The organism is Halosaccharopolyspora lacisalsi, assembly GCF_014137975.1.
In the GTDB taxonomy this organism is placed as follows: domain Bacteria; phylum Actinomycetota; class Actinomycetes; order Mycobacteriales; family Pseudonocardiaceae; genus Halosaccharopolyspora; species Halosaccharopolyspora lacisalsi.
Genome location: NZ_JACGWZ010000001.1, coordinates 839,452 through 864,461, shown reverse-complemented (window position 1 = coordinate 864,461; position 25,010 = coordinate 839,452). Strand labels below are relative to the sequence as shown.

Genomic DNA, 25,010 nt, shown 5'->3' with positions numbered 1-25,010 from the left:
AGGGCCCTCTCATCCGGTCCGGCTACGAGCGTCCAGCCAGCCCTGCAGGATCTCCACAGCAGCCGCCTGATCGACCACGGCACGTTGCCGCTTGCCGCGCACGCCCTGTTCGCTGAGCACGCGGGTTGCGGTCACAGTGGTCAGCCGTTCGTCACTGAAGCGCACCGGCACCGGACCCACCCACTCCCGCAGCGCCTCGACGTAGGCACTCGCCGCCTCGGCGGCGTGCCCGTGCCGACCGGCCAGCGTCCTGGGCAGTCCGACCACGATCTCGACGACCTCGTACTCGTCGACGAGCTCGCGGAGCCGGACCAGGTCCGACTCCCGAACTTCGTCGCGCTTCAGGGTAACCAGCGGCGTGGCCAACATGGGTGCCGGATCGCTCACAGCCACGCCCACCCGGACGTGCCCGACGTCCACGCCGATCCGTCGACCCGCCCCCGGGTCCGGTGGCTCCGACGGCGTCAGCTCGTCCGTCACCCGTGCCCCACCACCTGCTCGACTTCCTTTCGCAGCGCGTGGATCGCCGCCGTGATCCCGGACGGGTCGGAACCGCCGCCCTGGGCCATCTCGGCCTTGCCACCGCCACGGCCGCCGACGTGGGAGGCGAAAGCGGGGACGAGCTTGCCCGCCGCGAGACCGCGGTCCTGCGCCTCCTGGCTGACGGCCACCACGAAGGAGACCTTCGAGGTCTCCGGGTCGGAGGAGAACACCGCCACCGCCGAGGGCTGCGAACCGAAGCGACCCCGGACCTCCGAAGCCAACGCGCGCAGCGAGTTGCCGTCCACGCCGTCGGGCACCTGTTCGGCCACCAGCCGCACACCGTTGACGTCGGTGGCACGGCCGGCCAGCTCGCCCGCCGACTGCAGCACCTGACCCACGCGCAGCTGCTGCAGCTCCTTCTCGGCGTTGCGCAGCCGGGTGACCATGCTCTCGACTCGTTCGGGCAGTTCCTCGGCCGGTGCCTTGAACTGCTCGGCGAGCTGGTTGACCAGCATGTGCTCCTTGCTGATGCGGCGCATCGCGTCCATGCCGACCAGGGCCTCCACCCGGTGCACACCGGATCCCACCGAGGCGTTGGAGACCAGCTTGACGACGCCGAGCTGGGCGATGCTGCCGACGTGAGTACCCCCGCACAGCTCGCGCGAGTAGTCACCCATGTCCACCACCCGCACCTGGTCGCCGTACTTCTCCCCGAACAGCGCGATCGCACCGAGTTCCATGGCGCGGTCCATCGTGGTGTTGTAGGACCGAACTTCGACGTCGTTCTGCAGGTACTCGTTGACCTCCTCCTCGACACCGCCGAGGACCGAGTCCGACACCGCCGAGGGAGCGGTGAAGTCGAAACGCATCCTGCCGGGCGAGTTCAGCGACCCCGCCTGCGCCGCGCGCTTGCCGTAGGCGCTGCGCACGGCCGCGTGCACGAGGTGCGTGGCCGAGTGCGAGCGGGCGATGGAGCGGCGGCGGTCCACGTCGACGGCGGCTTCGAGCTGGGTGTCCAGGGCGACCTCGCCGCCGAGGACCTTGGCGGTGTGCACGAACAGTCCCGGCACCGTGCGCTGCACGTCGGTGACCTGCAACTCGACGCCGGGGCCGACGAGCTTTCCGGTGTCGGCGATCTGGCCACCGCCCTCGGCGTAGAACGGGGTGCGGTCCAGCACCAGCTCGACCTCGGTGTCCTGACCGGCGACCGGGACCGGAGCACCGCCGACCAGCAGGCCCAGCACCCGGGACTTCGACTGGAGGTCGGTGTAGCCGATGAACTCGGTGGTGCCGTGGGAGTCCAGCAGCGAGCGGTAGGTGGACAGGTCACCGTGACCGGTCTTGCGCGCCTTGGCGTCCTCCTTGGCCCGCCTGCGCTGCTCGTTCATCAGCTCCCGGAAGCCCTGCTCGTCCACCGACAGCCCCTGCTCGGCGGCCATCTCCAGGGTCAGGTCGATCGGGAAGCCGTAGGTGTCGTGCAGCTGGAAGGCCTTGGAACCGGGCAGCTGCGTACCACCGGACCTGCGGGTCTCGGTCGCGGCCGTGTCGAAGATCTTCGAACCGGTCGAGAGGGTGGCCAGGAAGGCCTCCTCCTCGTTGCGCAGCACCGAGTCGATGCGCTCGAACTCGGTGACCAGCTCGGGATAACTCGGCGACATCGCGTCGCAGACGACCTTGGCGAACTCGCCGAGCACCGGCTCGTGCACCCCCAGCAGGCGCGTCGAGCGCACGATGCGGCGCAGCAGGCGACGCAGCACGTAGCCACGGCCCTCGTTGCCGGGGGTGACGCCGTCACCGACGAGCATCACGCCGGAACGCGCGTGGTCGGCGATCACCCGGAACCGCACGTCGTCGTCGTGGTCGTCACCGTAGTCGCGGCCGGACAGCTCCTCGGCCTTGACGATCACCGAGCGCAGCAGGTCCGTCTCGTAGACGTTCTCGACGCCCTGCAACAGGCACGCGATGCGCTCCACGCCCATGCCGGTGTCGATGTTCTGCTGCGGCAGCGGACCGAGAACGGGGTAGTCGCCCTTGCTGGAGCCGGTGCTCTCACCACGCTGGTTCTCCATGAAAACCAGGTTCCAGATCTCGGTGTAGCGGTTCTCGTCGACGATCGGGCCGCCCTCGGCGCCGTAGGCCGGCCCCCGGTCGTAGAAGATCTCCGAGCACGGGCCGCACGGTCCGGGCACGCCCATGTCCCAGGAGTTGTCCTCCACGCCCCTGCGCTGGATGCGTTCCCACGGCAGGCCCGCCACCTCGTGCCACAACTGAGCGGCGTCGTCGTCGGTCTCGTAGACGGTGGCCCAGATGCGCTCCGGCTCGAAACCGTAACCGCCCTGCTCCTGCGGCGTGGTGACGAGGTTCCAGGCGTTGCGGATGGCACCTTCCTTGAAGTAGTCGCCGAAGGAGAAGTTGCCCGCCATCTGGAAGAAGGTCAGGTGCCTCGTGGTCTTGCCGACCTCGTCGATGTCACCGGTGCGCAGGCACTTCTGAATGCTCGTGGCACGCGGATAGGGAGCGGGGACGTCGCCGAGGAAGTAGGGTTTGAACTGCACCATCCCGGCGTTGACGAACAGCAGGTTCGGGTCGTCCAGGATCAGCGAGGCACTCGGAACGACGGTGTGGCCGACGGAGCGGAAGTGCTCGGTGAAGCGGTTGATGATCTCGTGGGTCTGCACGGTGTTTCCTTCGTGGGCATGCGGGCGGCCGGGTCGCGGTCTCGGCGGGACGCCGGGCAGTCGAAGCTGCGGTCAGCGCCCCGCCCGGCGAGCTCGCCGGGCCGGCTGACCTCCGTCGTCACCGTGGGACCGGGTGGCTCCGTCGACTTCCCCCCGGCGTTGGTGGCGTCCGGTGTCGATGCCGGTGCGCTCGGTGACGGTGTCCTCCAGCTCGCGCTCGCGCTCGGTCATGCCCGCACGCACCTCGGCTCCGAAATCGCCGACCGCGCCGGCCAGCTCGCGAACCGCGTCGCCGAGTTGGTCGGCGATACCGACGGGAGTCGCCTTGCGCGCGGTCTGGCCCGCCTTGCGGCTCAGGGCGACGCCGGCGGCGATCCCTGCGCCGAACCAGAACATGCGCTTCACTTGCGACCCCCCTTACCCCGGCGGGAGTGCTTGCCCGCGGACTCTTCCTTGCGCTTACGGCGGCTGCGCAGGGTCTTGCTCACGCCGTAGGAGAACGCCGCCGCCTTCACCAGCGGCCCTCCCAGTGTAGCGGTGAACAGCGAGGACAAGGCCGAGACGTTCCCGCTGACCGACTTCGCGTTCGCCGTGATCCCGTCCACCCGCTCCAGCTGGGTGTTGACGTGGTTGATCGTGGAGTTCGCGCCGGTGAACAGGGGATCGGTGTTTTCCTGCGCCTTACGGATCGCGCGGGTCGCCTCGTCCAGCGTGCGGCCGAGTTTGACCAGCGGGATCGCCAGCAGCACGACCAGCAGCACGAACGCACCGGCGGCGATCAGCGCGGCGATCTGCGTGGGCGTCACGTGCCCTCCCGGTTTCGACGTCGTTGGTTGCTCGCGATCAAAGTCGTTGCTTCCGGGCGAGGAGTTTTCCCCGACGCAAGCACGTTGATCGCGGTCAGGCTACCGCGCCGTGGGCGGGACAGCGTGCGCGGCTCTTGTCCGCGAGTCACACTCGGGAGAAGCGGACCGCGTTCGAGCGACTCCCCCGGCATGTCGATACGATCGAAGTGCACACCGGCAGCGTAGAGCGTGCGCATCTTGGAAAACCTACCTGCACGGAGCCAATGGCCCGCTGATGAGAGAGGTTTTCGAGCCATGACCACGTCCCACGTACAACCCTCGGCCGGTAAGCACGGCAGCGACTTCGCGGAACTGGCCCGGTCGATCAAGCGCTCGGGGTTGCTCCAGCGGCGGTACACCCCCTACGCGGTGCGGATCACGGTCAACGTCCTGCTGCTCGCCGCCGGATCCGTCGCGTTCGTGCTCCTCGGCGACTCCTGGTGGCAGCTGCTCACCGCCGTGTTCTTCGCCGGGATGTTCACCCAGTTCGCGTTCGTCGGCCACGACGCCGGGCACAACCAGATCCTGCGCACGCGGCGTGGCAACAACATCATCGGGTACGCGCACAGCGCCGTCGCCGGGATCAGCTACGGGTGGTGGGTCGGCAAGCACAACCAGCACCACGCCAACCCCAACCACGAGGACGAGGATCCCGACATCGAGATCGCCGCCCTCGCGTTCAGCGACGAGCAGTCCCACACCAAGCGTGGCCTGTTCCGGTGGGTGGCCAAGTACCAGGCGTTCCTGTTCTTCCCGATGCTGTTGCTGGAGGCGATGATGCTGCACGTCCGCAGCATCCAGGCGGTGCTCCGGCGCGAGATCGAGTCCGCCAAGCTGGAGGGCGGGCTGCTGGCCGTCCACGTCGTCGGCTACCTGGCCGCGGTACTGCTCGTGCTCCCTCCGGGCAAGGCAGCACTGTTCATCGCCGTGCACCAGGGACTGATGGGCGTGTACCTGGGGATGTCCTTCGCGCCCAACCACAAGGGCATGCCCATCACGGCCAAGGACGAGAAGCCGGACTTCCTGCGCAAGCAGGTGCTCACCGCCCGCAACATCATCGGTGGTCCGGGGGTGGACTTCCTGCTCGGCGGCCTGAACTACCAGATCGAGCACCACCTGTTCCCCAGCATGCCCCGGCCCAACCTGCGCCGCGCCCAACCGCTCGTCCGCGAGTTCTGCGAGCGGCGCGGCATCTCCTACAGCCAGTGCGGCCTGCTGCACTCCTACGCCGAGGTGCTGCGTCACCTGCACGCCGTGGGCGCCCCCCTGCGTCGTCCGGCGACCTCCTGATCCGGTGAAGCGAGTTTCCGCCGCTGGTCACGACCGACCGGAGCGGACCGCGCCGATTCGGCCCCCGCCTGTTCTCCCGCCTCCGCTCCCCGCACCTCGTGCGGCTGGACCTCGTGCGGCGGCAGAACCCCGGTGAACGCGTCGTTCCGGCACTCTCACCGCCAGAACGACGCGTTCACCCTGCGAACGCCCTAACCGTTCACCGGTGTCCGTGCCGCTCGCCCGGTGAGTACGTCGGCGACGTTGTCGGCGGCCAGCACCGCCATCGCCGTCCGGGTCTCGGTCGTGGCCGAACCCAGGTGCGGGGCCAGCACGACGTTGTCCAGGTCGAGCAGGTCCGGCTCGACCTTCGGCTCGTTCTCGAACACGTCGAGGGCCGCACCGGCGATCGTCCCCTCCCGCACGGCCCGCGCCAGCTCCCGCTCGTCGACGACGGGACCGCGACTGGTGTTGACCAGCACGGCCGAGGACTTCATCCGCTCCAGCGCCGCGGCGTCGATCAGGTGCCTGGTGCTCTCGCTCAGCGGGCAGTGCAGCGAAACCACGTCCGACTCGGACAGCAGCTGTTCCCGCGACAGGTAACGGGCGTCGAGCTCGGTCTCGACCTCGGAGGGGACGCGGCTGCGACCGGTGTAGGCGATGTCCATGCCGAACGCGCGGGCGCGGCGGGCGACCGCCCGGCCGATACCGCCCATACCGACGATGCCCAGCGTCTTGCCCTGGAGACCGGTACCGAGCATGAACGCCATGTTCCACGACCACTGGGTGGCCGAACGCAGCAACCGCTCCCCCTCGGCCAGCCTGCGCGTCACCATCAGCAGCAGGCCGAAGGCCAGATCGGCCGTGGCGTCGGTCAGCACGCCGGGGGTGTTGGTGACCGTGACGCCGTTCCGGGACAGGGCATCGACGTCGACGTTGTCGTAGCCGACGGCGACGTTGGCCACGACCCGCAACCGCGGACCGGCCGCCGCGACGAAATCGGCGTCGATGCGATCGTGCACCATCGACACGACCGCGTCGGCGCCTCGAACGGCCTCGTGCAGTTCGGCCGGCTCCAATGCTCTGTGCTGATCGCACACGTGCACGTCACCGAGAGCGCGCAACACCTCCACAGCGGGTTCCGGAATCCACCGGGTCACCACGATCCGCCGCTCCACCAGCAACCTCCTTCGACGCCGAAGCTCTACTGGCGTGCATCATCCCGCACGATGCCTCGCAGCTTCGGCACGCGGTCGGCCAACGTGCGCTCGGCTCCGTGCTGGGTCGGCGCGTAGTAGTCGCGACCGACCAGTTCGTCGGGCGGGTACTGCTGGGCGAGCACGCCTTCGCTCTTCTCGTGCGGATACTGGTAGCCCTGTCCGTTGCCCATCCTGGCCGCGCCGGAGTAGTGCCCGTCGCGCAGATGTGCCGGCACCATGCCCGCCTTGCCCGCGCGGACGTCGGTGAGCGCGGCGTCCACAGCCGTGATCACCGAATTGGACTTCGGGGCCGTGGCCAGGTGCACGGTGGTCTGCGCCAGCGGCAGTCGTCCCTCGGGCATTCCGATGAACTGCACGGCCTGACTCGCGGCGACAGCGCTCTGCATCGCGGTCGGGTCGGCCATGCCGATGTCCTCGCTGGCGTGCACCACGAGTCGCCGGGCGATGAAGCGCGGATCCTCCCCCGCTTCGATCATGCGGGCGAGGTAGTGCAGTGCGGCGTCCACGTCCGAGCCCCGGATGGACTTGATGAAGGCGCTGATCACGTCGTAGTGCTGGTCACCGTCGCGGTCGTAGCGCACGGCCGCCTTGTCGACCGTGGCCTCGACGGTGGGCAGGTCGATCACGTCGGCCCCGGTCGAGCTCGCCGACTCCGCGGCGGCCTCCAGCGCGGTCAGCGCACGGCGCGCGTCGCCACCGGCCAGCGCGACCAGGTGCTCCTCGGCGTCGGCGTCCAACCGCAGTGCTCCGCCCAGACCGCGCTCCTCGGTCACCGCACGACGCACCAGCCCGCGGATGTCGTCGGCGTCGAGGCTGCGCAGCTGGAGGATCAGCGAGCGGGAGAGCAGCGGAGAGACCACGGAGAAGGACGGGTTCTCCGTGGTGGCGGCCACCAGCAGCACGGTGCGGTCCTCGACGGCGCCGAGCAGCGCGTCCTGCTGGGTCTTGGAGAACCGGTGCACCTCGTCGATGAACAGCACCGTGTCCTCGCCGGAGTGGCCGAGCCGCCGGCGGGCCTGCTCGATCACCGAGCGGACTTCCTTGACTCCCGCCGACAGTGCCGACAGTGCCACGAAGCGCCGTCCCGTGGCCTGCGAGACCAGCCCCGCCAGGGTCGTCTTGCCGGTGCCCGGGGGGCCGTGCAGCAGCACCGAGGCGGGAGCCGCACCCTCCACGAGCCGGCGCAGGGGGGCTCCGGGCCCCAGGAGGTCGTCCTGGCCGACGATCTCGTCCAGCGAGCGAGGCCGCATCCGCACCGGCAACGGCGCGTTCTCGGCGATCCGCTCGCCGGCACGATCCTCGGCGGAGGCGCCGAACAAACCTTCTTCGAACAGGCCGTCACTCACGGTCCCGACGCTACCCGGCACCACCGACGGGACACCGCTCGCGGGTGCGGTGCCCCGGGGACGCGGTGGTGCGGTTTCGCGCGAAACCGCATTCGGACGGTTTCGCGCGAAACCGCACGAACCACCGGAACCACCGCCGAAGGGGTGCGGTCATCCCGCGTGTTCGGGCAGGGACACCTCCACGGTTCCGCCGTGGCGACGGCGCTGCGCCGCCCAGCTCTCGACCGCCTGGCGACTGGCCAGGTCGAGGTGTCGCACCCCGCTGAGGTCCACGTGGGCGTGGCCGGTCGGCGGCTGGCTCTCCAGGTGGTTCAACAACCGGGGCAGCCGCAGGAACGAGGCGTTGCCGGAGAGCTCGACGCGGACCTCGTCGTCGGCGTTGTCGGAGTCGATCGACATCCGCGACATCTCCCAGGCGGCCTTGATGATCGCCAGGCCCAGGCCGGTCAACGTGCCCACCAGCAGATCGGTGGCCACGATCGTCACGGCGGTGATCACCGCGATGTAGGCCTCGGACCGGTGGGTGCGCGCCAGCTCGGCCACCTGCCCCGGTGCGATCAGCTTCCAGGCCGCGTGCAGCAGCAGCGCGGCCAGCACCGCCTTGGGGATGAAGGACAGGACGCCCGGCAACATGACCACGAAGAGCAGCATCCAGACGCCGTGCAGGATTCGCGAGAGCTTGGTACGCGCACCGGCCCGCAGGTTCGTCGAACTACGCACGATCACCGCCGTCAGCGGCAGCGCGCCCAGCAGGCCGCAGACCGAGTTGCCCACGCCCTGAGCCATCAGTTCCTTGTTGTAGTTGGTCTTGGGACCGTCGTGCATCTGATCGATCCCGGCCGCGCTGAACAGGCTCTCGCACGAGGCGATCAGGGCGAAGGTCAGGATCGCACCGAGCACGGCCGTGTCGGTCAGTCCGCTGAAGGAACCCAGCGAGGGCGCGTTGACCGCCTCGAACAACGAGCCGACCTGGATCGTGCTCAGCGGCAGGTCGAGGACGGTCGAGAGCAGGCTCGCCCCGGCCACGGCCACGAGCGCGGCGGGCACGATCCGCACGCGCTGGGGCGCCTTGCCCCAGAAGACCATGATCAGCAGGGTGAGCACGGTCATGCCCAGTCCGCTGATCCCTGCCGGGGTGCTCACCATCGTGGTCAGCAGACCGGGGATGCCTGCGAACTTGTCCCCGGTGCTCGTGGGCTGCTCGAGCCCACCGACGGGATAGATCTGGCCCAGGATGAGCACCAGCCCGATCCCGGCGAGCATCCCCTTGACCACCGAGGGCGAGATCGCACGGAACCAGGTACCGAGCTTGGTCGCCGCCAGCAGCATCTGCGACAGGCCGGCGCCGAGCACGATGACACCGAGCATGGCCAATCCCTGTTCGGCCACCGTCGAGGACACCAGCACGGTCAGCCCGGCCGCCGGTCCACTGACCTGCATGGTGCTGCCGGGCAGGAAGCCGACCACCAGGCCGCCGACCACGCCGGTGATGATGCCCAGTTCGGCCGGAACGCCCGAGGCGACGGCGACGCCGACGCACAACGGCAACGCGACCAGGAAAACCACGAAGGAGGCGGCCACGTCGGCGCCGAGACTCTCCTTGGTCGGTCGCGGCCGGCCGCTGCCAGAGCGGTCCGCCGCCGGGCGGGGCGATTCGAGTTGTGTTGTCACGATTCACTCCGTCGAGTCAGCACGACGAGACCCGCGGCGTCATCGCAGTGCGGGTTTCACGGTCGTGCGAGGAAAGTCGATGAAACCGTGTTCGGGTGACGTCGGAGCCGCACCCGTTATCACGGCCTTCCGAAACGGTCGAACGAATCGACGCGACGGCATCGGCACCGCGGGGTTCGGGGGCCGACGGTGCCGAGCGCGGTGCGGATCAGGTTCGATACACCTGAAGGTGGGATCTCGAGTGCGCGGATCTCATCCACCCGAAGGCGAGCCTGCTCGCTCTCGGAGCCGTCCTGGCCTTCGCCCGGCGCCCGGCGCGAACGCGTCGGAGGTGTTGAACCCGCTCGACCAGCGCCGCCCAGCGGCGCGAACCTCGCTCATGGCCGCGCCGCGTGGCGGCGACACTGGGCGCCCGCGCACGCAACTTCTCGGATTCGCGGTGTTCATTGTGCTCGCAGACACCGCCTGCCCGGTAGGCCGTGGACCTCTCACCGGAGGCGTTCAGCGGCGCGAGCATGGCCAGCAGGACCGCGAAGAGCAGGAACAGCCCCGCTCTCGTGGCCCCCCTGGCTCGACCGCGCACCAACACCTCCGGGAATCCGAGCTGGCTACCACCAGCAGTGCTCCCTGCCCACTGTTGTCATCGCAGGTTTCTCGATGGTGAACCCGCTGTTTCCTCCACGATACAAGACGAGAAAATCAGTACCATGTGATCGATGCCGCAAACATGAAGAAATGTTAATGCGAACACCACGAGTCACGTACCGCTACCCCGATGAGATGCACGAAAAGCCATACGAATACGCCGTCGGGGCGACCCCCGCGTCACTTTTCCCACATTCTGGAAAAAAATTCACTCGTCCGGGTGTTCCGGAACAGTTCATTACCTCGCGGCAGGCGGGATCAACCACCCACCACGAGGCGAGAGTCCCGCTCAGCGGAACGCCGGGTAGGGGCGCAGCTCGAGCGCTCCGGAGCCGAACCGCTCCACCAGCGCGTTGACCATCCGATCGGCGTACTCGCCGACCTCGTCGATGCCCGCGGCCTCCGCGTCGGCACGCAGCCGCTGCCAGCGATCGGCCAACGCGGTACTGCGCCTGGGCGAGGGCATGTGCGCGTCGATGGGCATGTCCGTCTGGCCACTGCGCGGCAGGTACCACCAGGTGGAGACCCACACCCACAACATCTGGGCGTCGAGCAGCCTGGGCCGCAGCACCTCGTCGTCGTCCAGGTCCGGCCAGACCTCCACGACCTCGGAGCGCCACGTGGCCAACATGCTCTCGGCCAGGTTCTCCGGCATCGCGTACGAGCACCACGACGACGGGAACGGGAACTGGAGATAAGCCGCGTCCAGGGCGATGTCCCGCACACAGCCCCACTCGAAGTCGAGGAACCGCACGCCGTTGCCGGTCACCAGACTGTTGTCGGGGCAGACGTCGGAGGGGCTGAACGAGCGGTACTTGGTGGGCCCCAGCAGCTGGGCGGCGCCCTCCAGCCGGTCGGCCATCGCATCCGGGGTGGACAGGCCCATCGACTGCTCCAGCAGCTCGGGCAGCTCGCTCAACGAACGCCGGATGTCGTCGGCCACCGGATCGGTCCAGGAGTTGGCTCCGAGCCGGCGCATCAGGGCGTCGAAGTCGGCCTCACGGCCCGCCATCGTCGTGTGCAGGCGCCCCAGTGCCCGTGCCCACGCCAGCAGTGAGCGCTCGGCCACACGGGGGTCGTCGGCGAACAGCACGTCGGCCAGGGTGGAACCCCGTCCGAGGTCCTCCAGCACCAGCAGCCGCTGGTCACTGTCCTGGGCGATGAGTTCGGGGCCGACCCGGATTTCCGGCGGCAGTGCCGTGGCGAGCTGGCAACTCGCCGCTTCGTGGGCGAACGGGTCACAGCGTTGGGACTCCTCGCGGGCACCGTAGTGCTTGACCACGAGGGTGCGCGGTAATTCGAAGGGGGTTTCGGCGACCCGTACGCGCATGACCGCCGAGCGCTCGCTACCGCCGAGGTCCTCGGGATCGGCAAGCCGGACCGTGGCTCCCATCCTGCTGGTGAGTACGGCTTCGGCGGTGCTGCGGGTATCGGTCACCGCTGTGCTCGCGGGGACGCGAACCTCCGGCGGACCGGTGGTGATTTCCACGCTCATCGTCTCCAGACCATACTCCCACCGCCCGGCTTCACGCGGGCCTGACCGGTCAAGTGACACACGGCTGGTCACAGTATGTACGCGTTCGGTGTTCTCGACGGTCGCGCCGCCACCTTCCACCGGTACGCTGACGCGAGCGAGCCGGCAACTCCAAGATCAACGCACACTTCCGCCCGACGAGGACGTCGAAACCCGCCCCGCGGGTTGCACACGACGTCCTCGCCGTGGCCGGGTGGATCTCGTTCAGCCCTGCTTTTCGACCATGCCCTGGGGCTCGACCGAGATGCTGTCCTCCTTGGGAGTGGCCGGTTTGGCGTCCACACCCGCTTCCTTGCGCTGCTCACGGGTGATCGGGGCGGGTGCACCGGTCAGCGGGTCGAATCCGCCACCGCTCTTGGGGAAGGCGATGACCTCGCGCAACGATTCCGCATCAGCCAGCAACATGCAGATCCGGTCCCAGCCGAAGGCGACACCACCGTGTGGCGGCGGGCCGTACTTGAAGGCCTCCAGCAGGAACCCGAACTTGTCCTTGGCCTGTTCCTCGGAGATGCCGAGCACCTCGAAGACCCGTTCCTGCATCTCCGTGCGGTGGATGCGGATCGAGCCGCCGCCGATCTCGTTACCGTTGCACACCAGGTCGTAGGCATTGGCCAGTGCGTTGGCGGGGTCCTGCTCGAAGGACTCGGCCCACTCCTCGTTCGGAGCGGTGAACGGGTGGTGCACGGCCGTCCAACGGCTCGATCCGACGGCGACGTCGTCGGTGTCGGCGGCCGCCTCGAACATCGGTGCGTCCACCACCCAGACGAACGACCAGGCGTCGTGGTCGATCAGACCGCAGTGCCGACCGATCTCCAGGCGTACCGCGCCGAGCAGGGCGCGCGAGGACGACCGCGGACCCGCCGCGAAGAACACGCAGTCCCCGGGGGAAGCGCCCACGGTCTTCGCCAGTTCCTCACGCTCGGACTCGGAGAGGTTCTTGGCCACGGGACCGGACAGCGTGCCGTCGGAACCGACCAGCACGTAGGCCAACCCCTTGGCTCCGCGCTGCTTGGCCCACTCCTGCCAGGCGTCGAGCTGGCGGCGCGGCTGGTCGGCACCGCCGGGCATGACCACGGCACCTACGTAGGGAGCCTGGAAAACACGGAACGGAGTCTCGCTGAAGTACTCGGTCAGCTCGGTCAGTTCCACCCCGAAACGCAGATCCGGCTTGTCGCTGCCGTACCGAGCCATCGCCTCGGCGTAGGAGATGCGCGGGATCGGGCGCGGGATCTCGTGGTCGGCGAGCTCGCTCCACAGCCTCGCCATGATGCCTTCGCTGACCTCGATGACGTCGTCGGAGTCCACGAAGCTCATCTCGACGTCGAGCTGGGTGAACTCGGGCTGCCGGTCGGCGCGGAAGTCCTCGTCGCGGTAGCACCTGGCGATCTGGTAATAGCGTTCCAGGCCACCGACCATGAGCAGCTGCTTGAACAGCTGGGGCGACTGCGGCAGCGCGTACCAGCTGCCCGGCTGCAACCGGGCCGGGATCAGGAAGTCGCGCGCGCCCTCCGGCGTGGAACGGGTCATGGTCGGCGTCTCGACCTCGACGAAGCGGTGTTCTTCCAGCACCCGGCGGGCCAGCCGGTTGGCCTCGCTGCGCATCCGGATGATCCGGGACGGGTCGGCGCGCCGCAGGTCGAGGTAGCGGTGCCGCAGCCGGATGTCCTCGCCCACCTCCAGGTGCTCGTCCAGCGGGAACGGCAACGGCGCCGACTCCGAGAGCACCTCCAGCTCGGTGGCGGTCACCTCGATCGCGCCGGTGGCGATCTCGGGGTTCTCGTTGCCCTCCGGCCTGCGCACGATCTCGCCGGTGACGCGGATGCAGAACTCGGCACGCAGCCGGTGGGCGCGCTCGGCCATCTCGCCCTCGCGGAAGACCACCTGGGCCACACCCGAGGCATCACGCAGATCGATGAAGATCACTCCGCCGTGATCGCGGCGACGCGCCACCCACCCTGCGAGGGTGACGGACTGCCCTGCGTGGCCGGCGCCGAGCGATCCGGCCTCATGCGTGCGCATCACGGGTAATGCTCTCCTCTTCGCTGCGAACACGGGTAAGGACCTGCCGGCGAACTCTCGACGCCGGTGCGTGTCCAGTCGGCGACCCTGCTGCCGACAACCTCGGAGTATCCAGGTTATCCAACGTCGTCGCGGGACCGTCCAGCAGGTTTCCCCGCTCGGAGGTTCACGGACACCCCGCTCGGCCCTCCTCCGGCCACCGGGCCGCGCGAAGACCGGCGCGGCAGGGCCGCGTGCTGGTGACGCTCGCAGCGCCCCCTCGGGGACGTTCCCGGCGTCACTCCCGGAGTCGTTCTCGTTGCCTTCGTGGAACTTTCCTCGACACCACTCATGGTGAAAACGCTACGGACGCGATTGTCTTCCCGCACCGGTGAATCCGCGCATCCGTGGACAATCGTTCCCCTTGTGGATTATCCGCCACTTGGAAAATCCGGTTCCGCGCGAAACCGGGAGGACTCAGTTTCGCTCGAAACCGGGAAAATCCTCGCCGCGCGAGGCATTGCACCCGGAGACGGGGATCGCTAGCGTGGGTTTTCCCGCTCCGCCAGGACGAGGAGTCCACGATGCCCGGTCAGGAATCCGCGGCCGAGCCCGCGCCAGCGCATTCGCGGCGCACTCCTGCGCTGCCTCCGGAACTGACGAAACTCCTGCGTACCGGCCCGTTCGACGTGGCGCTGCGCGCCGCGATCAGAGCCAGCGGACTCAGCCTGGAACGCATCCGGTACCGCCTGCACCGCCGGGGCGTCCCGGTCAGCATCACCGCGCTGAGCTACTGGCAGTCGGGACGCCGCCGCCCCGAGCGCCCGGACTCGCTGTTGGCGGTGCGGCACCTGGAGAACGTGCTGAGCATCCCCGAGGACGCTCTCTCCGCGCTGCTGGGGCCACCACGGCCACGAGGACGCTCGCGGGGCGACACCGGAGCTCCTCCGCTGACCAGCCTCTGGTCCGACAGCACGGCGGCGGCCCAGTTGCTCGCCAGGGTCGACACCAGCCCCGACAGCAACCTCACCCGGCTCAGTCAGCACGACACCGTCTCCATCGACGCCCTGGGGAACCAGCGCGGAGTCCACGCCCGCCAACTCGTCCGGGCCGAGCGCGGCGGGGTGGACCGCTGGGTGACCGTGTTCGACAGCGCGGGCACCGATGTCGCGCCGCCGACCGTCAGCGCGCTCCGTTCCTGCCGCCTGGGCCAGGTCCTCACCGACCACACGCGCGGAGTCGTGGTCGCGGAGCTGCTGTTCGACCGTCCGCTGGAACGCGGTGAGACGATGCTGATGGAGTACGAGGTCGAGCACCCCGCCGGGGGGCTGCGCGGCACCGAACAGGACCACACCTACTCCCGACGGTTTCGCCTTCCGGTCCGCGAGTACCTGGTCGACCTCCGGTTCGCTCCCGAGAGTCCTCCGCTGCGCTGCGAGAGTTACCTGACCCGCCCGGACGGCAGCGAGATCGGCACACCCAGGTCCCTGGTGGTGGATCCGCAGGGCCGCGCGCACGCCGTGGCCCTCGATTTCGGGCTCGGGTCCTGCTGCGTCCGGTGGGAACCGGCGTCTGTCCACACCGGAACAAACGCGTCCTAAGATGATCCCGTGACACACGGTGCTCCTCCGACGGACCACAGTCACGCGCACGGCCACAGTCACGCGCACGGCCACAGTCACGCGCACGGCCACGGGAAGGCCGAGGCCTCTTCTCGCCGCGTCCGGCGGTTGCTCGCCCTGGTACTCGCACCGTTCGCCCTCGCCGCGCTCGTCGGCGTCGGAGTCTTCTACCCCTTCGGCCAACACCTCCGCAGCGAGCCCACCCTCGGCTACGGCGGCAAGGCTCCGGTCGAGGGGAAGGTGCTTTCCTCGAACCGGGGTTCCTGTACCAGCGGCTCCACGGGATCGTCCGCGGGCGACGGGGATTGCCTACGGCTGCGGGTACGGCTGGACGGCGGTCCCGCCGCGGGCAGGACCATCGAGCAGGTCATCCCAGCCGCCCCGGGAACACCGAAGTTCGCGGCCGGTGACGCCGTGGTGCTGTCCCACTCCGGTGCCGACCCGACCAGGGCGAGCTCGTACCAGATCGTGGACTTTCAGCGTGGCACGAGCATGGTGGTTCTCGCCGTGGTCTTCGCCGTCGCCGTCCTCGTTCTCGGACGGTGGCAGGGGCTGGCCGCCCTGGTCGCGCTGGGGTTGAGCTTCACCGTGCTCGTCGGCTTCGTCCTTCCGGCGATCCTCGCGGGAGAGCCGCCGCTGCCGGTCGCCGTGGTGGGCGCGGGGATGATCATGTTCACGGTCCTCTACCTCACCCACGGCTTCTCCGCGCGCACGTCCACCGCCGTACTGGGAACGCTGCTCAGCCTCAGCCTGATCGGCGCGCTCAGCATCCTGTTCTCCGCGCTGACCGATCTCACCGGCCTGGACGAGAACACCTCCACCCTGATCGGCGCGCTGGGCACCGGCATCGACACCAGGGGGCTGCTGCTGGCCGGGATCGTCATCGGCGCGCTGGGCGTGCTCGACGACGTCACCGTCACCCAGACCAGCGCGGTGTGGGAGCTGCGCAAGGCCGACCCGGACCTGTCGTGGCACGGGCTGTACTCGGCGGGACTGCGCATCGGGCGGGACCACGTCTCCTCCGCGGTCAACACCCTCGTGCTGGCCTACGCGGGCGCCTCGCTGCCGCTGCTGCTGGCCTACAGCCTGTCCGGGCGTGGTTTCACCGACATCGTCACTTCCCAGGCCGTGGCGCAGGAAGCCGTACGCACCCTCGTCGGCAGCATCGGCCTGATCGCCGCCGTCCCGATCACGACGGCCATCGCGGCCGGAATCGCCCTGCGCGAGGACGACACGACGACTCCGGCGCGGAGGACCACGGTGGCCGAGCGCGTGCGGCGAGCAGCACAGACCGGAGCCACCCTGACCACGCTCGGCGGCAAACGCCGCTGACTCTCGGAGCAGCTTTTCGCGAAGCGGCGCAGCCGCTTCGCGAAATTCACTCCAGGGTGGTGACGAAGCGGGAGACGTCGTCGGGATCCAGCCGCTGGGCCATCCTGCCCTGGGGGGCCAGCGAGGCGAGCCGGTACAGCGGCCGGTCCGCGGCGGCGTCGCCACGGGCCTCGGCCTTGAGCTGAGCCACCAGCAGCTGCGAGAGCACGAGGGCCCGCGTGTCGCCGGTGCTGGCCAACGCGTCGGCCAGCCGCCGCAGCGAGTAGATCCCGAGCTCCTTGCCACCGGTACCCGCGTACATCGCCACGGCCACGTTCAGCGCCTTGTTCTTCGGCGGCCCGCTGACCAGCAGGCTCACCGTCCGCGCTCCGCGCAGGTCGGTCACCACGACGTTGAGTTTCTCCGCGGTGCTCAGCTCGACCGCGCGAGTGCCGAAAGCGCGGGCGGCGACCTCGGTGCCCCGCAGCCAATAGGTCTTGCGGGACTCGGCGTAGGACAACAGCAGCAGCGGCAGGGCGAGGATCACCAGGGTGCTGAAGAAACCGACGGGGCCGGCGAGCACTCCGACGACACCGCCGAAGGCGGCTCCGAACACGATCGCGGCGACACCGACGTTGCGCGCCCGCTTGCGAACGGCGGAACGCTCCAGCAGGTCGAGCGGAACCGTCTCCTGGTCACTCATCAGGGGGACGCCTCCAGCGCGGCCCGCACCTCGTCCGCGGCGCCGTCCAGCGCCACGGTGCGCTGCTCCCCGCTGGAGAGGTCCTTGAGCTGGGCCGTTCCGGACTCCAGGTCCCGCTCCCCGACCACCAGCGCGAACCGGGCACCGGAGCGGTCGGCGGACTTCATCGCGCCCTTGAGCCCCTTGCCGCCGTAGGCCACCTCCACGCGCGTGCCGGATTTCCGCAGGTCTCCGGACACGCGAACCAGGTGCCGCCTGGCGGCCTCGCCCAGCGGTACGCAGTAGACCTCGCACCGGGACTGTCCGGCCGGGGTCACCCCTTCGGCCTCGCAGGCCAACAGGGTGCGGTCGAGTCCGAGGCCGAAGCCGATGCCGGACAGCTCGGCACCTCCCAGCTCGGCCATCAGCCCGTCGTACCGGCCCCCGCCACCGATGCCGGACTGCGCACCGAGGCCGTCGTGGACGAACTCGAAGGTGGTCTTGGTGTAGTAGTCCAACCCGCGCACCAGCCACGGGTTCTCCGTGAAGGCCACCCCGAGGTCGCTCAGGTGCGTCTTGACCCGCTCGTAGTGCTCCTTGGAGGCGGCCGACAGGTGATCGGCCATCAGCGGTGCGTCCGCGAGCATCTCGCGGACCTCGGGGCGCTTGTCGTCGAGCACCCGCAGCGGGTTGAGCTCGGCACGCTGCCGGGTCGGCTCGTCCAGCGGCAGCCCGCGCAGGAACTCCAGCAGCTTCGCCCGGTACTCGGGACGGCAGTCGGCGTCGCCCAGCGAGGTGAGCTCGATGCGGTGACCGGTGATGCCCAGCCTGCGGTACCCCTCGTCGGCGACGGCGATCACCTCGGCGTCCAGCGCCGGATCGTCGACGCCGATCGCCTCGACCCCCAGTTGCTGGAGCTGCCGGTAGCGCCCGGCCTGGGGCCGCTCGTAGCGGAAGAACGCGCCGCTGTAGTAGAGCTTGAGCGGCAGCTGCCCGCGGTCCAGGCCGTGCTCGATGACCGAGCGGATGACCCCGGCCGTGCCCTCGGGGCGCAGGGTGATCGAACGTCCACCCTGGTCGGCGAAGGTGTACATCTCCTTGCTGACGACGTCGGTGGACTCACCCACGCCGCGCGCGAACAGACCGGTGTCCTCGAACAGCGGTAGTTCGATGTAGCCGTAGCCGGCCCGACGGGCCGCGTCGGCCAGCGTGTCGCGCACGGCCAGGAAGTCCGCGGATCTCGGCGGGTAGTACTCGGGAATGCCCTTGGGGGCGGTGAAAGTGCTCATGAGTGCTTGTCGCAGTCCTCGTCACAGGCTGGGGTCGACGGGCACGTCCAGTCCCTGCAGGAAGGGATTGCTCGCCCGTTCGCGCCCGATGGTCGTGGTCGGTCCGTGGCCCGGCAGCACCACGGTCTCCTCCGGCAGCGGCAGGATCCGCTCGCGCAGCGTGCGCATCATCCGCTCGTGGTCCCCGCCGGGCAGGTCGGTGCGTCCGATGGCGCCGGCGAACAGGGTGTCCCCGGACAGCAGGAGCTGCCCGCCCTCGTCGCTCTCGGCGCCGAACAGCACCGACCCGCCGGTATGGCCCGGGGAATGGGTGACGTCGAACCGGATGTCGGCCAGCTCCAGCACGGAGCCCTCGGCGAGCTCCCGCACGTCGTGGGGTTCGCTGACGGTCACACCGTCGAAGAGCTGGCGGCCCTGGGGGCCGAGCGCGGCGCCGGGGTCGGCGAGCATGTAGCGGTCCGTGGGATGGAGCCACACCGGCACGTCGTGGGTACGGGCGAGCTCGGCGGCCGAGAAGACGTGGTCGAAGTGTCCGTGGGTCAGCAGGATGCCCGCGACCGAGAGCCGGTGCTGTTCGAGTCGCTCGGTGATCGCGTCCACGGCCTCCTGGCCCGGATCCACCACGACGCACCGACCACCTTCGGCCGGGGCGAGCACATAACAGTTCGCTTGCAACTGCCCGACCGGGAATCCGACGACAAGCACCGAGCGCGACCTTTCGTTGACCGAGAGCACCTGAGTCCGGTCGTGCGGAAACCCCGTGGCCGGGAAGGCGTACCAGGTGTGGCCGAACAGGGCACCGCAGCCGGATCACTCCAGCACGTCCAGCTTAGCTGTGCGGTCTCTCAGCGTTTTCACACGTCCCCGTCCTACACTCCGGCGCGACAGTCGAATACGCGTCGAGCACGCCGCAGGCTCTTCGGGAGGAGTTCCTTGCCCAGCAACGAGCAGCGCCGCCAAGCGGCCAAGAACAAGCTCGAACGGCAGTTGGCACAGCGCGAGCAGAAAGCCAGGAGGCGCCGGATAACGGCCGTGAGCACCACCATCGTCGTGGTGGTCGCGGCGGTGGTGGGCGTCTTCTACTTCACCCACACCAACAACGACGAGAAAGCCTCCGGCGAGCCGGATCCGGCGGCCAAGGCCGATCCGGCGGCACAGACGCAGCCGACGTCGGGACCGTGCCACTACACCCCGACGCCGAAGCAGGACTCCCCCAAGTCCGTGGGACTGCCGAAGGACCCGAAACCCACGCCCTCGCAGGGCACGGTCCCGGTGTCCGTTCAGACCAATCAGGGCGCCATCGATCTGACGCTGGACCGCGGCAAGGCCCCCTGCACGGTGCAGAGCTTCGTGCACCTGGCCGAGTCCGAATTCTTCGACGGCACCGACTGCCACCGGCTGACCACCAGCGAGGCGCTCAAGGTGTTGCAGTGCGGTGACCCGACGGGAACCGGCAAGGGCGGACCCGGCTACAAGTTCGCCGACGAACTGCCCGAGAACCTCGAAACCGCTCCGGAGAAGTTCCAGAGCCCTCGAGCCGAGAAGAAGAGCGCAGTCTACCCGCGCGGAACCCTGGCGATGGCCAACTCCGGTCCCGACACCAACGGCAGCCAGTTCTTCATGGTCCACGAGAAGTCCTACCTGCCGCCGAACTACACGGTCTTCGGTCACATCTCCGAGCAGGGGCTGCAGGTCCTCGACAAGGTCGCCGCGGCCGGGCACGACGACTCGTTCGGCCGCGCCGGTGGCGGGCACCCCAACGAGAAGGTCACCTTCCAGAAGGTCACAGCCAAGACCTGAGGCGAGGCGGTGCACGGGGAGCAGCAGCAACCCCGACGACGTGGTGTATCGACGTTCATGATGTCGGGGATCCCACAGCGGGGCCCCGTCTGATTGGGGTTTTCCGAACAGGTCTTCGTCAGAGTCCGGACCCGCTGTCCCAAAGGGTGAACGGACCGTTTTGGCACTCACACCGCCACAACGGCCCGTTCACCACGACGCCGGGACCTCCTTCGGGTGAACAACCCGACAAGAAAACATCAGTGAGGTTCCGTCACCCGACCCGCAACGCAAGCCGATCAGTGGACTCTCTACGCCGCCGAGGTCATGCGGTAGACGTCGTAGACCCCCTCGATGTTGCGCACGGCCTTGAGGACGTGACCGAGATGCTTGGGGTCGCCCATCTCGAAGGAGAACTTGCTGACCGCCACCCGGTCGTTGGACGTGGTCACCGAGGCCGAGAGGATGTTGACCCGCTCGTCGGCCAGCACCTTGGTCACGTCGGACAGCAGCCGGTGCCGGTCCAGCGCCTCGACCTGGATGGCCACCAGGAACACCGAGGAGCTCGACGGCGCCCACTCGACGTCGACCAGCCGCTCCGGTGCCTTGCGCAGGTCGTCGGCGTTGGTGCAGTCGGTGCGGTGCACGCTGACACCGCCGCCCCTGGTGACGAAGCCGAGAATGTCGTCGCCGGGCACCGGGGTGCAGCAGCGGGCCAGCTTCGACCACACGTTCGTGGCGTCCTTGACCAGCACCCCCGAGTCGCCGACGCTGCGGCGGCGCTCCAGGGTGGAGGGGGTGGCCCGCTCGGCGATCTCGTCCTCGGCCTGCTCGACCCCGCCGACCGAGGCGACCAGCCGCTGCACCACGTGGTGCGCCGAGACCTGGTGCTCCCCCACCGCCGCGTACAGCGCCGTGACGTCGGCGTAGTGCATCTCCTTGCCGACCGCGGCCAGCGAGTCGGCCGAGACCAGCCGCTGCACCGGCAGGCCGAGCCTGCGGATCTCCTTGGCGATCGACTTCTTGCCGGAGTCGATCGCCTCCTCGCGGCGCTCCTTGGCGAACCACTGCTTGATCTTGGCCTTGGCGCGCGGCGAGGCCACGAACGACAGCCAGTCCCGGCTCGGCCCGGAACCCTCGGCCTTGGAGGTGAAGATCTCCACGACCTCGCCGTTCTCCAGCTTGCGTTCCAGGGCCACCAGGCGACCGTTGACCCGTGCCCCGATGCAGCGGTGCCCCACCTCGGTGTGCACGCTGTAGGCGAAGTCCACCGGCGTGGCCCCGGAGGGCAGCGTGATCACGTCCCCCTTGGGAGTGAACACGAAGATTTCACGCGTGTTGAGGTCGTAGCGCAGCGATTCGAGGAACTCGCCCGGGTCCGCCGCCTCGCGCTGCCAGTCCAGCAGCTGACGCATCCAGGCCATCTCGTCGACCTCGACGGAGCCGGTGCCGTTGCGCCCCTTGGTCTCCTTGTAGCGCCAGTGCGCGGCGATGCCGTACTCGGCCTTGCGGTGCATCTCCTCGGTGCGGATCTGCACCTCCAGCGGCTTGCCCTCCGGGCCGATGACCGTGGTGTGCAGCGACTGGTACACCCCGAAGCGGGGCTGGGCGATGTAGTCCTTGAACCGCCCCGGCATCGGCTGCCACAGCGCGTGCACGACCCCCATCGCGGCATAGCAGTCCCGCACCTGGTCGACCAGGATGCGCACGCCCACCAGGTCGTGGATGTCGTCGAAGTCGCGTCCCCGCACGATCATCTTCTGGTGGATCGAGTAGTAGTGCTTGGGGCGGCCCTCGACCTTGGCGGACAGGTGGGCGGTGTTGAGCTGGCCCGACAGCTCGTCGACGACGGTCTTCAGATAGGTGTCGCGGGAGGGCGCGCGGTCGGCCACCAGCCGCACGATCTCGTCGTACTTCTTGGGCTGCAGGATCGCGAAGGCCAGGTCCTCCAGCTCCCACTTGATCGTGGCCATGCCCAGCCGGTGCGCCAGCGGAGCCAGCACCTCCAGCGTCTCGCGAGCCTTGCGGACCTGCTTCTCCGGCGGCAGGAAGCGCATGGTGCGCATGTTGTGCAGCCGGTCGGCCAGCTTGATGACCAGCACCCGGGGATCGCGGGCCATGGCGATGACCATCTTGCGGATGGTCTCGGCCTCCGCCGCGGCACCGAGCTTGACCTTGTCCAGCTTGGTCACCCCGTCGACGAGGTGGGAGACCTCCTCGCCGAAGTCGGCCTGCATGCGCTCGAGCGGGTAGTCGGTGTCCTCGACCGTGTCGTGCAGCAGCGCCGCCACCAGCGTGGTGGTGTCCATGCCGAGCTCACCGAGGATGGTGGCCACGGCCAGCGGGTGGGTGATGTAGGGATCACCGGACTTGCGCTGCTGGTCGCTGTGCTTCTCCTCGGCGATGTCGTAGGCGCGCTGCAGCAGGGCGAGGTCGGCCTGCGGGTGCAGCTCGCGGTGCACCGCGGCCAGGGGTTCGAGGACCTGCTTGACCTGTGACGGGCGCTGCGCCGTGATGCGCCTGGCCAGTCGCGCGCGCACGCGGCGTGTGGCCGATGCCGGACGCGGCGTCGGATCGGTCTCCGAAGCAGGAGACTCGACTTCTTGGCTCACCGCACGCTCCCGAGGGCTGGACGACACTACTCGCTCCGGGTCCCCAGCCGTCATGTACCCGGACACCGAGGATAACGCCGAACGGACGACAAACCTTCCCGGCAGGGCCGTTGACGCGTTCGGCGCCTCATCCACGTCCGTGAGCGTGACCACCCTTCGGTCCCACGGATCAGCGGGGCCGATCACTCCGCCCGTGCGCGGGGGTTCTCGGTTCCGCGCGAAACCCGCCCCGGCTTATACGGTGAACAGCGCTTGGACGTCCCAGTCCGGCACGGCGGCGCGGCCTTCGAGCGCGGTGAGTTCCAACACGACCGCGGCTCCCACGGCCTCACAGCCCGCCTTGTCGGCCAGCTGCCGCGCCGCGCCCAGCGTGCCACCCGTGGCCAGCACGTCGTCGACCACCAGCACTCGCTGCCCGGACTCCAGGGCGTCGGCGGGAAGCTCCAGCGTGGCCGTCCCGTACTCCAGGTCGTAGTCCACGCGGTCGGCGACGGCCGGGAGCTTGCCCGGCTTGCGCAGCCCCACGACGCCGGTGCCGCAGGCGTGGGCCACGGCGGCTCCCAGCAGGAAACCGCGCGCCTCCACCCCCACGACCACGTCGAAGTCGCCCCGGCGACCGAGGGCGTGCACCACGGCGCCGAAAGCGTCCGGGTCGGCCAGCACCGGGCCGATGTCGCGGAACAGCACACCCGGCTCGGGAAAGTCGGGGACCTCGCGGACCAGTCCGGCGGCCCGCTTCAGAGCGGGGCCACCCTCGGTGACCGACACACTCGCGTCCATGCTTCAGCGCCTCTTCTTTCCGGTCGGCTGGCCCGAGGACTTGCCCGCGGGGCGGCCACCGCCGCGGCGGGACTCGGGCCCCTTGCCGGTGCGGGTCGGCACGCTGGCCGCCGCGGCCAGCGCCTGTTCGGAACGCGCTCCCTTGGCGAGCGCTTCCTCGTCGGAGACGACGGCCTCCCCGCCGGAGGCCTCCTTCTTCTCGCGCCGCTGGCGGACCTTCTCGGCCTGTTCCCGGTACTTCGGATCGCGCATCTTCAGGTCCACCAACAGCGGGGTGGCCAGGTAGATCGAGGAGACGATACCGGCGATCATGCCGATTCCCTGGACCAGGGCCAGGTCGCGCAGCACGCCGACGCCCAGCAGCCCGGCTCCCACGAACAGCAGGCCCAGCACCGGCAGCAGCGCGATCACCGAGGTGTTGATCGAGCGCATCAGCGACTGGTTGACCGCGAGGTTGGCCGACTCGGCGTAGGTGCGCCGGGTCAGGCCGAGAATGCCCTGGGTGTTCTCCTTGACCTTGTCGAAGACCACGACGGTGTCGTAGAGCGAGAACCCGAGGATGGTCAGCAGGCCGACCACGGTGCTGGGACTGACCTCGAAGCCGATGAGCGAGTACAGACCCGCCGTGACCCCCACGTCGTGCAGCAGTGCCACGAGCGCGGCCACGGCCATCCATCGTTCGAAGTAGAACGTCAGGAACACCGTGACCAGCACGAGGAACACGCCGAGGGCGATCAGGGCCTGCTTGGTGATCTCACCGCCCCAGGTTCCGCTGACCGCGCTGTCGCTGATCGCGTTCGGGGTCGGCTGACCGTCGGCGCCCAACGGCTCGAGGTCCTCGAACAGGGCCTGCTTGACCTCGACGAGCTTGTCGGGGCTGAGCTTTTCGGTGCTGATCTGCACGGTCTGGCTGCCACCGCTGCCGACCAGCTGCACGGAGCTGGCCGGCTTGCCCAGGGCGTCGCGGGACGCCTCCTTGGCCTCTTCGTCGGTGATCTGGCCCTGCGCGCCCTGCGCGGGCATCGAGATCTTGGTGCCGCCCACGAACTCGATGCTGGGGTTGAACCCCTTGAAGCCCATCGAGGCGATGCAGACCAGCACGAGCAGGCCGAGGGCGATGTACCACCGCTTGCGCTTGCCGACGATGTCGAACGCGCCGGTCCCGGTGTAGAGGCGGTGCAGCGTGCCACCGCGCGGCTCACTGCCGGTCCCGTTGCCGTTGCTGTTGCTGTCGGGCGTGGCCACG

20 protein-coding genes are annotated in these 25,010 nt (G+C 69.2%); 4 read left to right on the top strand and 16 right to left on the bottom strand.

Annotated features, from left to right (window positions below; genetic code table 11):
- Positions 1 to 9: 9 nt before the first annotated feature.
- The 4 genes from ruvX to FHX42_RS04155 all read right to left on the bottom strand — a co-directional run bounded on the left by ruvX (position 10) and on the right by FHX42_RS04155 (position 3,967).
- On the bottom strand, positions 10 to 480 hold the full coding sequence (ruvX, locus tag FHX42_RS04170; RefSeq protein WP_328795891.1) for a Holliday junction resolvase RuvX: 471 nt from the start codon (positions 478 to 480) through the stop codon (positions 10 to 12).
- Positions 477 to 3,161: an alanine--tRNA ligase gene (alaS, locus tag FHX42_RS04165; RefSeq protein WP_182542809.1), complete on the bottom strand. Its 2,685-nt coding sequence runs from the start codon at positions 3,159 to 3,161 to the stop codon at positions 477 to 479. Before alaS ends, ruvX begins: the two co-directional genes overlap by 4 nt.
- 72 nt (positions 3,162 to 3,233) lie before the next feature.
- A complete protein-coding gene (locus tag FHX42_RS04160; RefSeq protein WP_182542808.1) occupies positions 3,234 to 3,566 on the bottom strand; it encodes a hypothetical protein in 333 nt (110 codons plus the stop codon).
- Positions 3,563 to 3,967, bottom strand: coding sequence for a DUF948 domain-containing protein (locus FHX42_RS04155; RefSeq protein ID WP_182542807.1), 405 nt, complete (start codon positions 3,965 to 3,967; stop codon positions 3,563 to 3,565). The genes FHX42_RS04160 and FHX42_RS04155 overlap by 4 nt, the downstream gene beginning before the upstream one ends.
- A gap of 294 nt (positions 3,968 to 4,261) precedes the next feature.
- Between FHX42_RS04155 and FHX42_RS04150 the strand changes: the two genes are divergently transcribed.
- The gene (locus tag FHX42_RS04150) at positions 4,262 to 5,296 is read left to right on the top strand and encodes a fatty acid desaturase family protein (RefSeq protein ID WP_182542806.1); all 1,035 of its coding nucleotides are present in this window, start codon (positions 4,262 to 4,264) and stop codon (positions 5,294 to 5,296) included.
- A gap of 191 nt (positions 5,297 to 5,487) precedes the next feature.
- Here the strand turns inward: FHX42_RS04150 and FHX42_RS04145 are convergent, their stop codons facing one another.
- From FHX42_RS04145 to aspS, 6 genes are all read right to left on the bottom strand, one after another.
- Complete coding sequence (locus tag FHX42_RS04145) at positions 5,488 to 6,453, bottom strand: 2-hydroxyacid dehydrogenase (protein ID WP_182542805.1); 966 nt, start codon at positions 6,451 to 6,453, stop codon at positions 5,488 to 5,490.
- Positions 6,454 to 6,479: 26 nt separating this feature from the next.
- On the bottom strand, positions 6,480 to 7,841 hold the full coding sequence (locus FHX42_RS04140) for a replication-associated recombination protein A (protein ID WP_182542804.1): 1,362 nt from the start codon (positions 7,839 to 7,841) through the stop codon (positions 6,480 to 6,482).
- A gap of 150 nt (positions 7,842 to 7,991) precedes the next feature.
- The gene (locus FHX42_RS04135; protein ID WP_182542803.1) at positions 7,992 to 9,512 is read right to left on the bottom strand and encodes a SulP family inorganic anion transporter; all 1,521 of its coding nucleotides are present in this window, start codon (positions 9,510 to 9,512) and stop codon (positions 7,992 to 7,994) included.
- A gap of 208 nt (positions 9,513 to 9,720) precedes the next feature.
- Complete coding sequence (locus FHX42_RS04130; RefSeq protein WP_182542802.1) at positions 9,721 to 10,095, bottom strand: hypothetical protein; 375 nt, start codon at positions 10,093 to 10,095, stop codon at positions 9,721 to 9,723.
- Between the two features lie 351 nt (positions 10,096 to 10,446).
- Positions 10,447 to 11,652 (bottom strand): phosphotransferase family protein, encoded by a 1,206-nt coding sequence (locus tag FHX42_RS04125; protein WP_182542801.1) that lies wholly within the window; start codon positions 11,650 to 11,652, stop codon positions 10,447 to 10,449.
- 243 nt (positions 11,653 to 11,895) lie between these two features.
- Entirely contained in the window at positions 11,896 to 13,713 is a 1,818-nt protein-coding gene (aspS, locus tag FHX42_RS04120) for an aspartate--tRNA ligase (protein ID WP_182542800.1), read from the bottom strand.
- A 560-nt stretch (positions 13,714 to 14,273) separates the two neighbouring features.
- Between aspS and FHX42_RS04115 the strand changes: the two genes are divergently transcribed.
- Both FHX42_RS04115 and FHX42_RS04110 read left to right on the top strand, forming a co-directional pair.
- On the top strand, positions 14,274 to 15,290 hold the full coding sequence (locus FHX42_RS04115) for a hypothetical protein (RefSeq protein ID WP_182542799.1): 1,017 nt from the start codon (positions 14,274 to 14,276) through the stop codon (positions 15,288 to 15,290).
- Between the two features lie 9 nt (positions 15,291 to 15,299).
- Positions 15,300 to 16,643: a YibE/F family protein gene (locus tag FHX42_RS04110; RefSeq protein ID WP_182542798.1), complete on the top strand. Its 1,344-nt coding sequence runs from the start codon at positions 15,300 to 15,302 to the stop codon at positions 16,641 to 16,643.
- A 46-nt stretch (positions 16,644 to 16,689) separates the two neighbouring features.
- Here FHX42_RS04110 and FHX42_RS04105 read toward each other — a convergent pair whose 3' ends face one another.
- From FHX42_RS04105 to FHX42_RS04095, 3 genes are read right to left on the bottom strand one after another with little or no spacing between them, the layout of a single operon-like run.
- Positions 16,690 to 17,325, bottom strand: a complete 636-nt coding sequence (locus FHX42_RS04105) for a hypothetical protein (RefSeq protein WP_182542797.1) — start codon at positions 17,323 to 17,325, stop codon at positions 16,690 to 16,692.
- On the bottom strand, positions 17,325 to 18,593 hold the full coding sequence (gene hisS / locus FHX42_RS04100; protein WP_182542796.1) for a histidine--tRNA ligase: 1,269 nt from the start codon (positions 18,591 to 18,593) through the stop codon (positions 17,325 to 17,327). The genes FHX42_RS04105 and hisS overlap by 1 nt, the downstream gene beginning before the upstream one ends.
- Positions 18,594 to 18,614: 21 nt before the next feature.
- The gene (locus tag FHX42_RS04095; RefSeq protein WP_182542795.1) at positions 18,615 to 19,298 is read right to left on the bottom strand and encodes an MBL fold metallo-hydrolase; all 684 of its coding nucleotides are present in this window, start codon (positions 19,296 to 19,298) and stop codon (positions 18,615 to 18,617) included.
- Positions 19,299 to 19,526: 228 nt separating this feature from the next.
- Between FHX42_RS04095 and FHX42_RS04090 the strand changes: the two genes are divergently transcribed.
- The gene (locus tag FHX42_RS04090; RefSeq protein ID WP_182542794.1) at positions 19,527 to 20,393 is read left to right on the top strand and encodes a peptidylprolyl isomerase; all 867 of its coding nucleotides are present in this window, start codon (positions 19,527 to 19,529) and stop codon (positions 20,391 to 20,393) included.
- A 290-nt stretch (positions 20,394 to 20,683) separates the two neighbouring features.
- On the opposite strand, the gene FHX42_RS04085 is transcribed toward FHX42_RS04090, so the two are convergent.
- The 3 genes from FHX42_RS04085 to secF all read right to left on the bottom strand — a co-directional run bounded on the left by FHX42_RS04085 (position 20,684) and on the right by secF (position 25,009).
- Complete coding sequence (locus FHX42_RS04085; protein WP_182542793.1) at positions 20,684 to 22,984, bottom strand: RelA/SpoT family protein; 2,301 nt, start codon at positions 22,982 to 22,984, stop codon at positions 20,684 to 20,686.
- 234 nt (positions 22,985 to 23,218) lie between these two features.
- On the bottom strand, positions 23,219 to 23,764 hold the full coding sequence (locus FHX42_RS04080) for an adenine phosphoribosyltransferase (RefSeq protein WP_182542792.1): 546 nt from the start codon (positions 23,762 to 23,764) through the stop codon (positions 23,219 to 23,221).
- A gap of 3 nt (positions 23,765 to 23,767) precedes the next feature.
- Positions 23,768 to 25,009, bottom strand: a complete 1,242-nt coding sequence (secF, locus tag FHX42_RS04075) for a protein translocase subunit SecF (RefSeq protein ID WP_182542791.1) — start codon at positions 25,007 to 25,009, stop codon at positions 23,768 to 23,770.
- Between the last annotated feature and the right edge of the window lies 1 nt (position 25,010).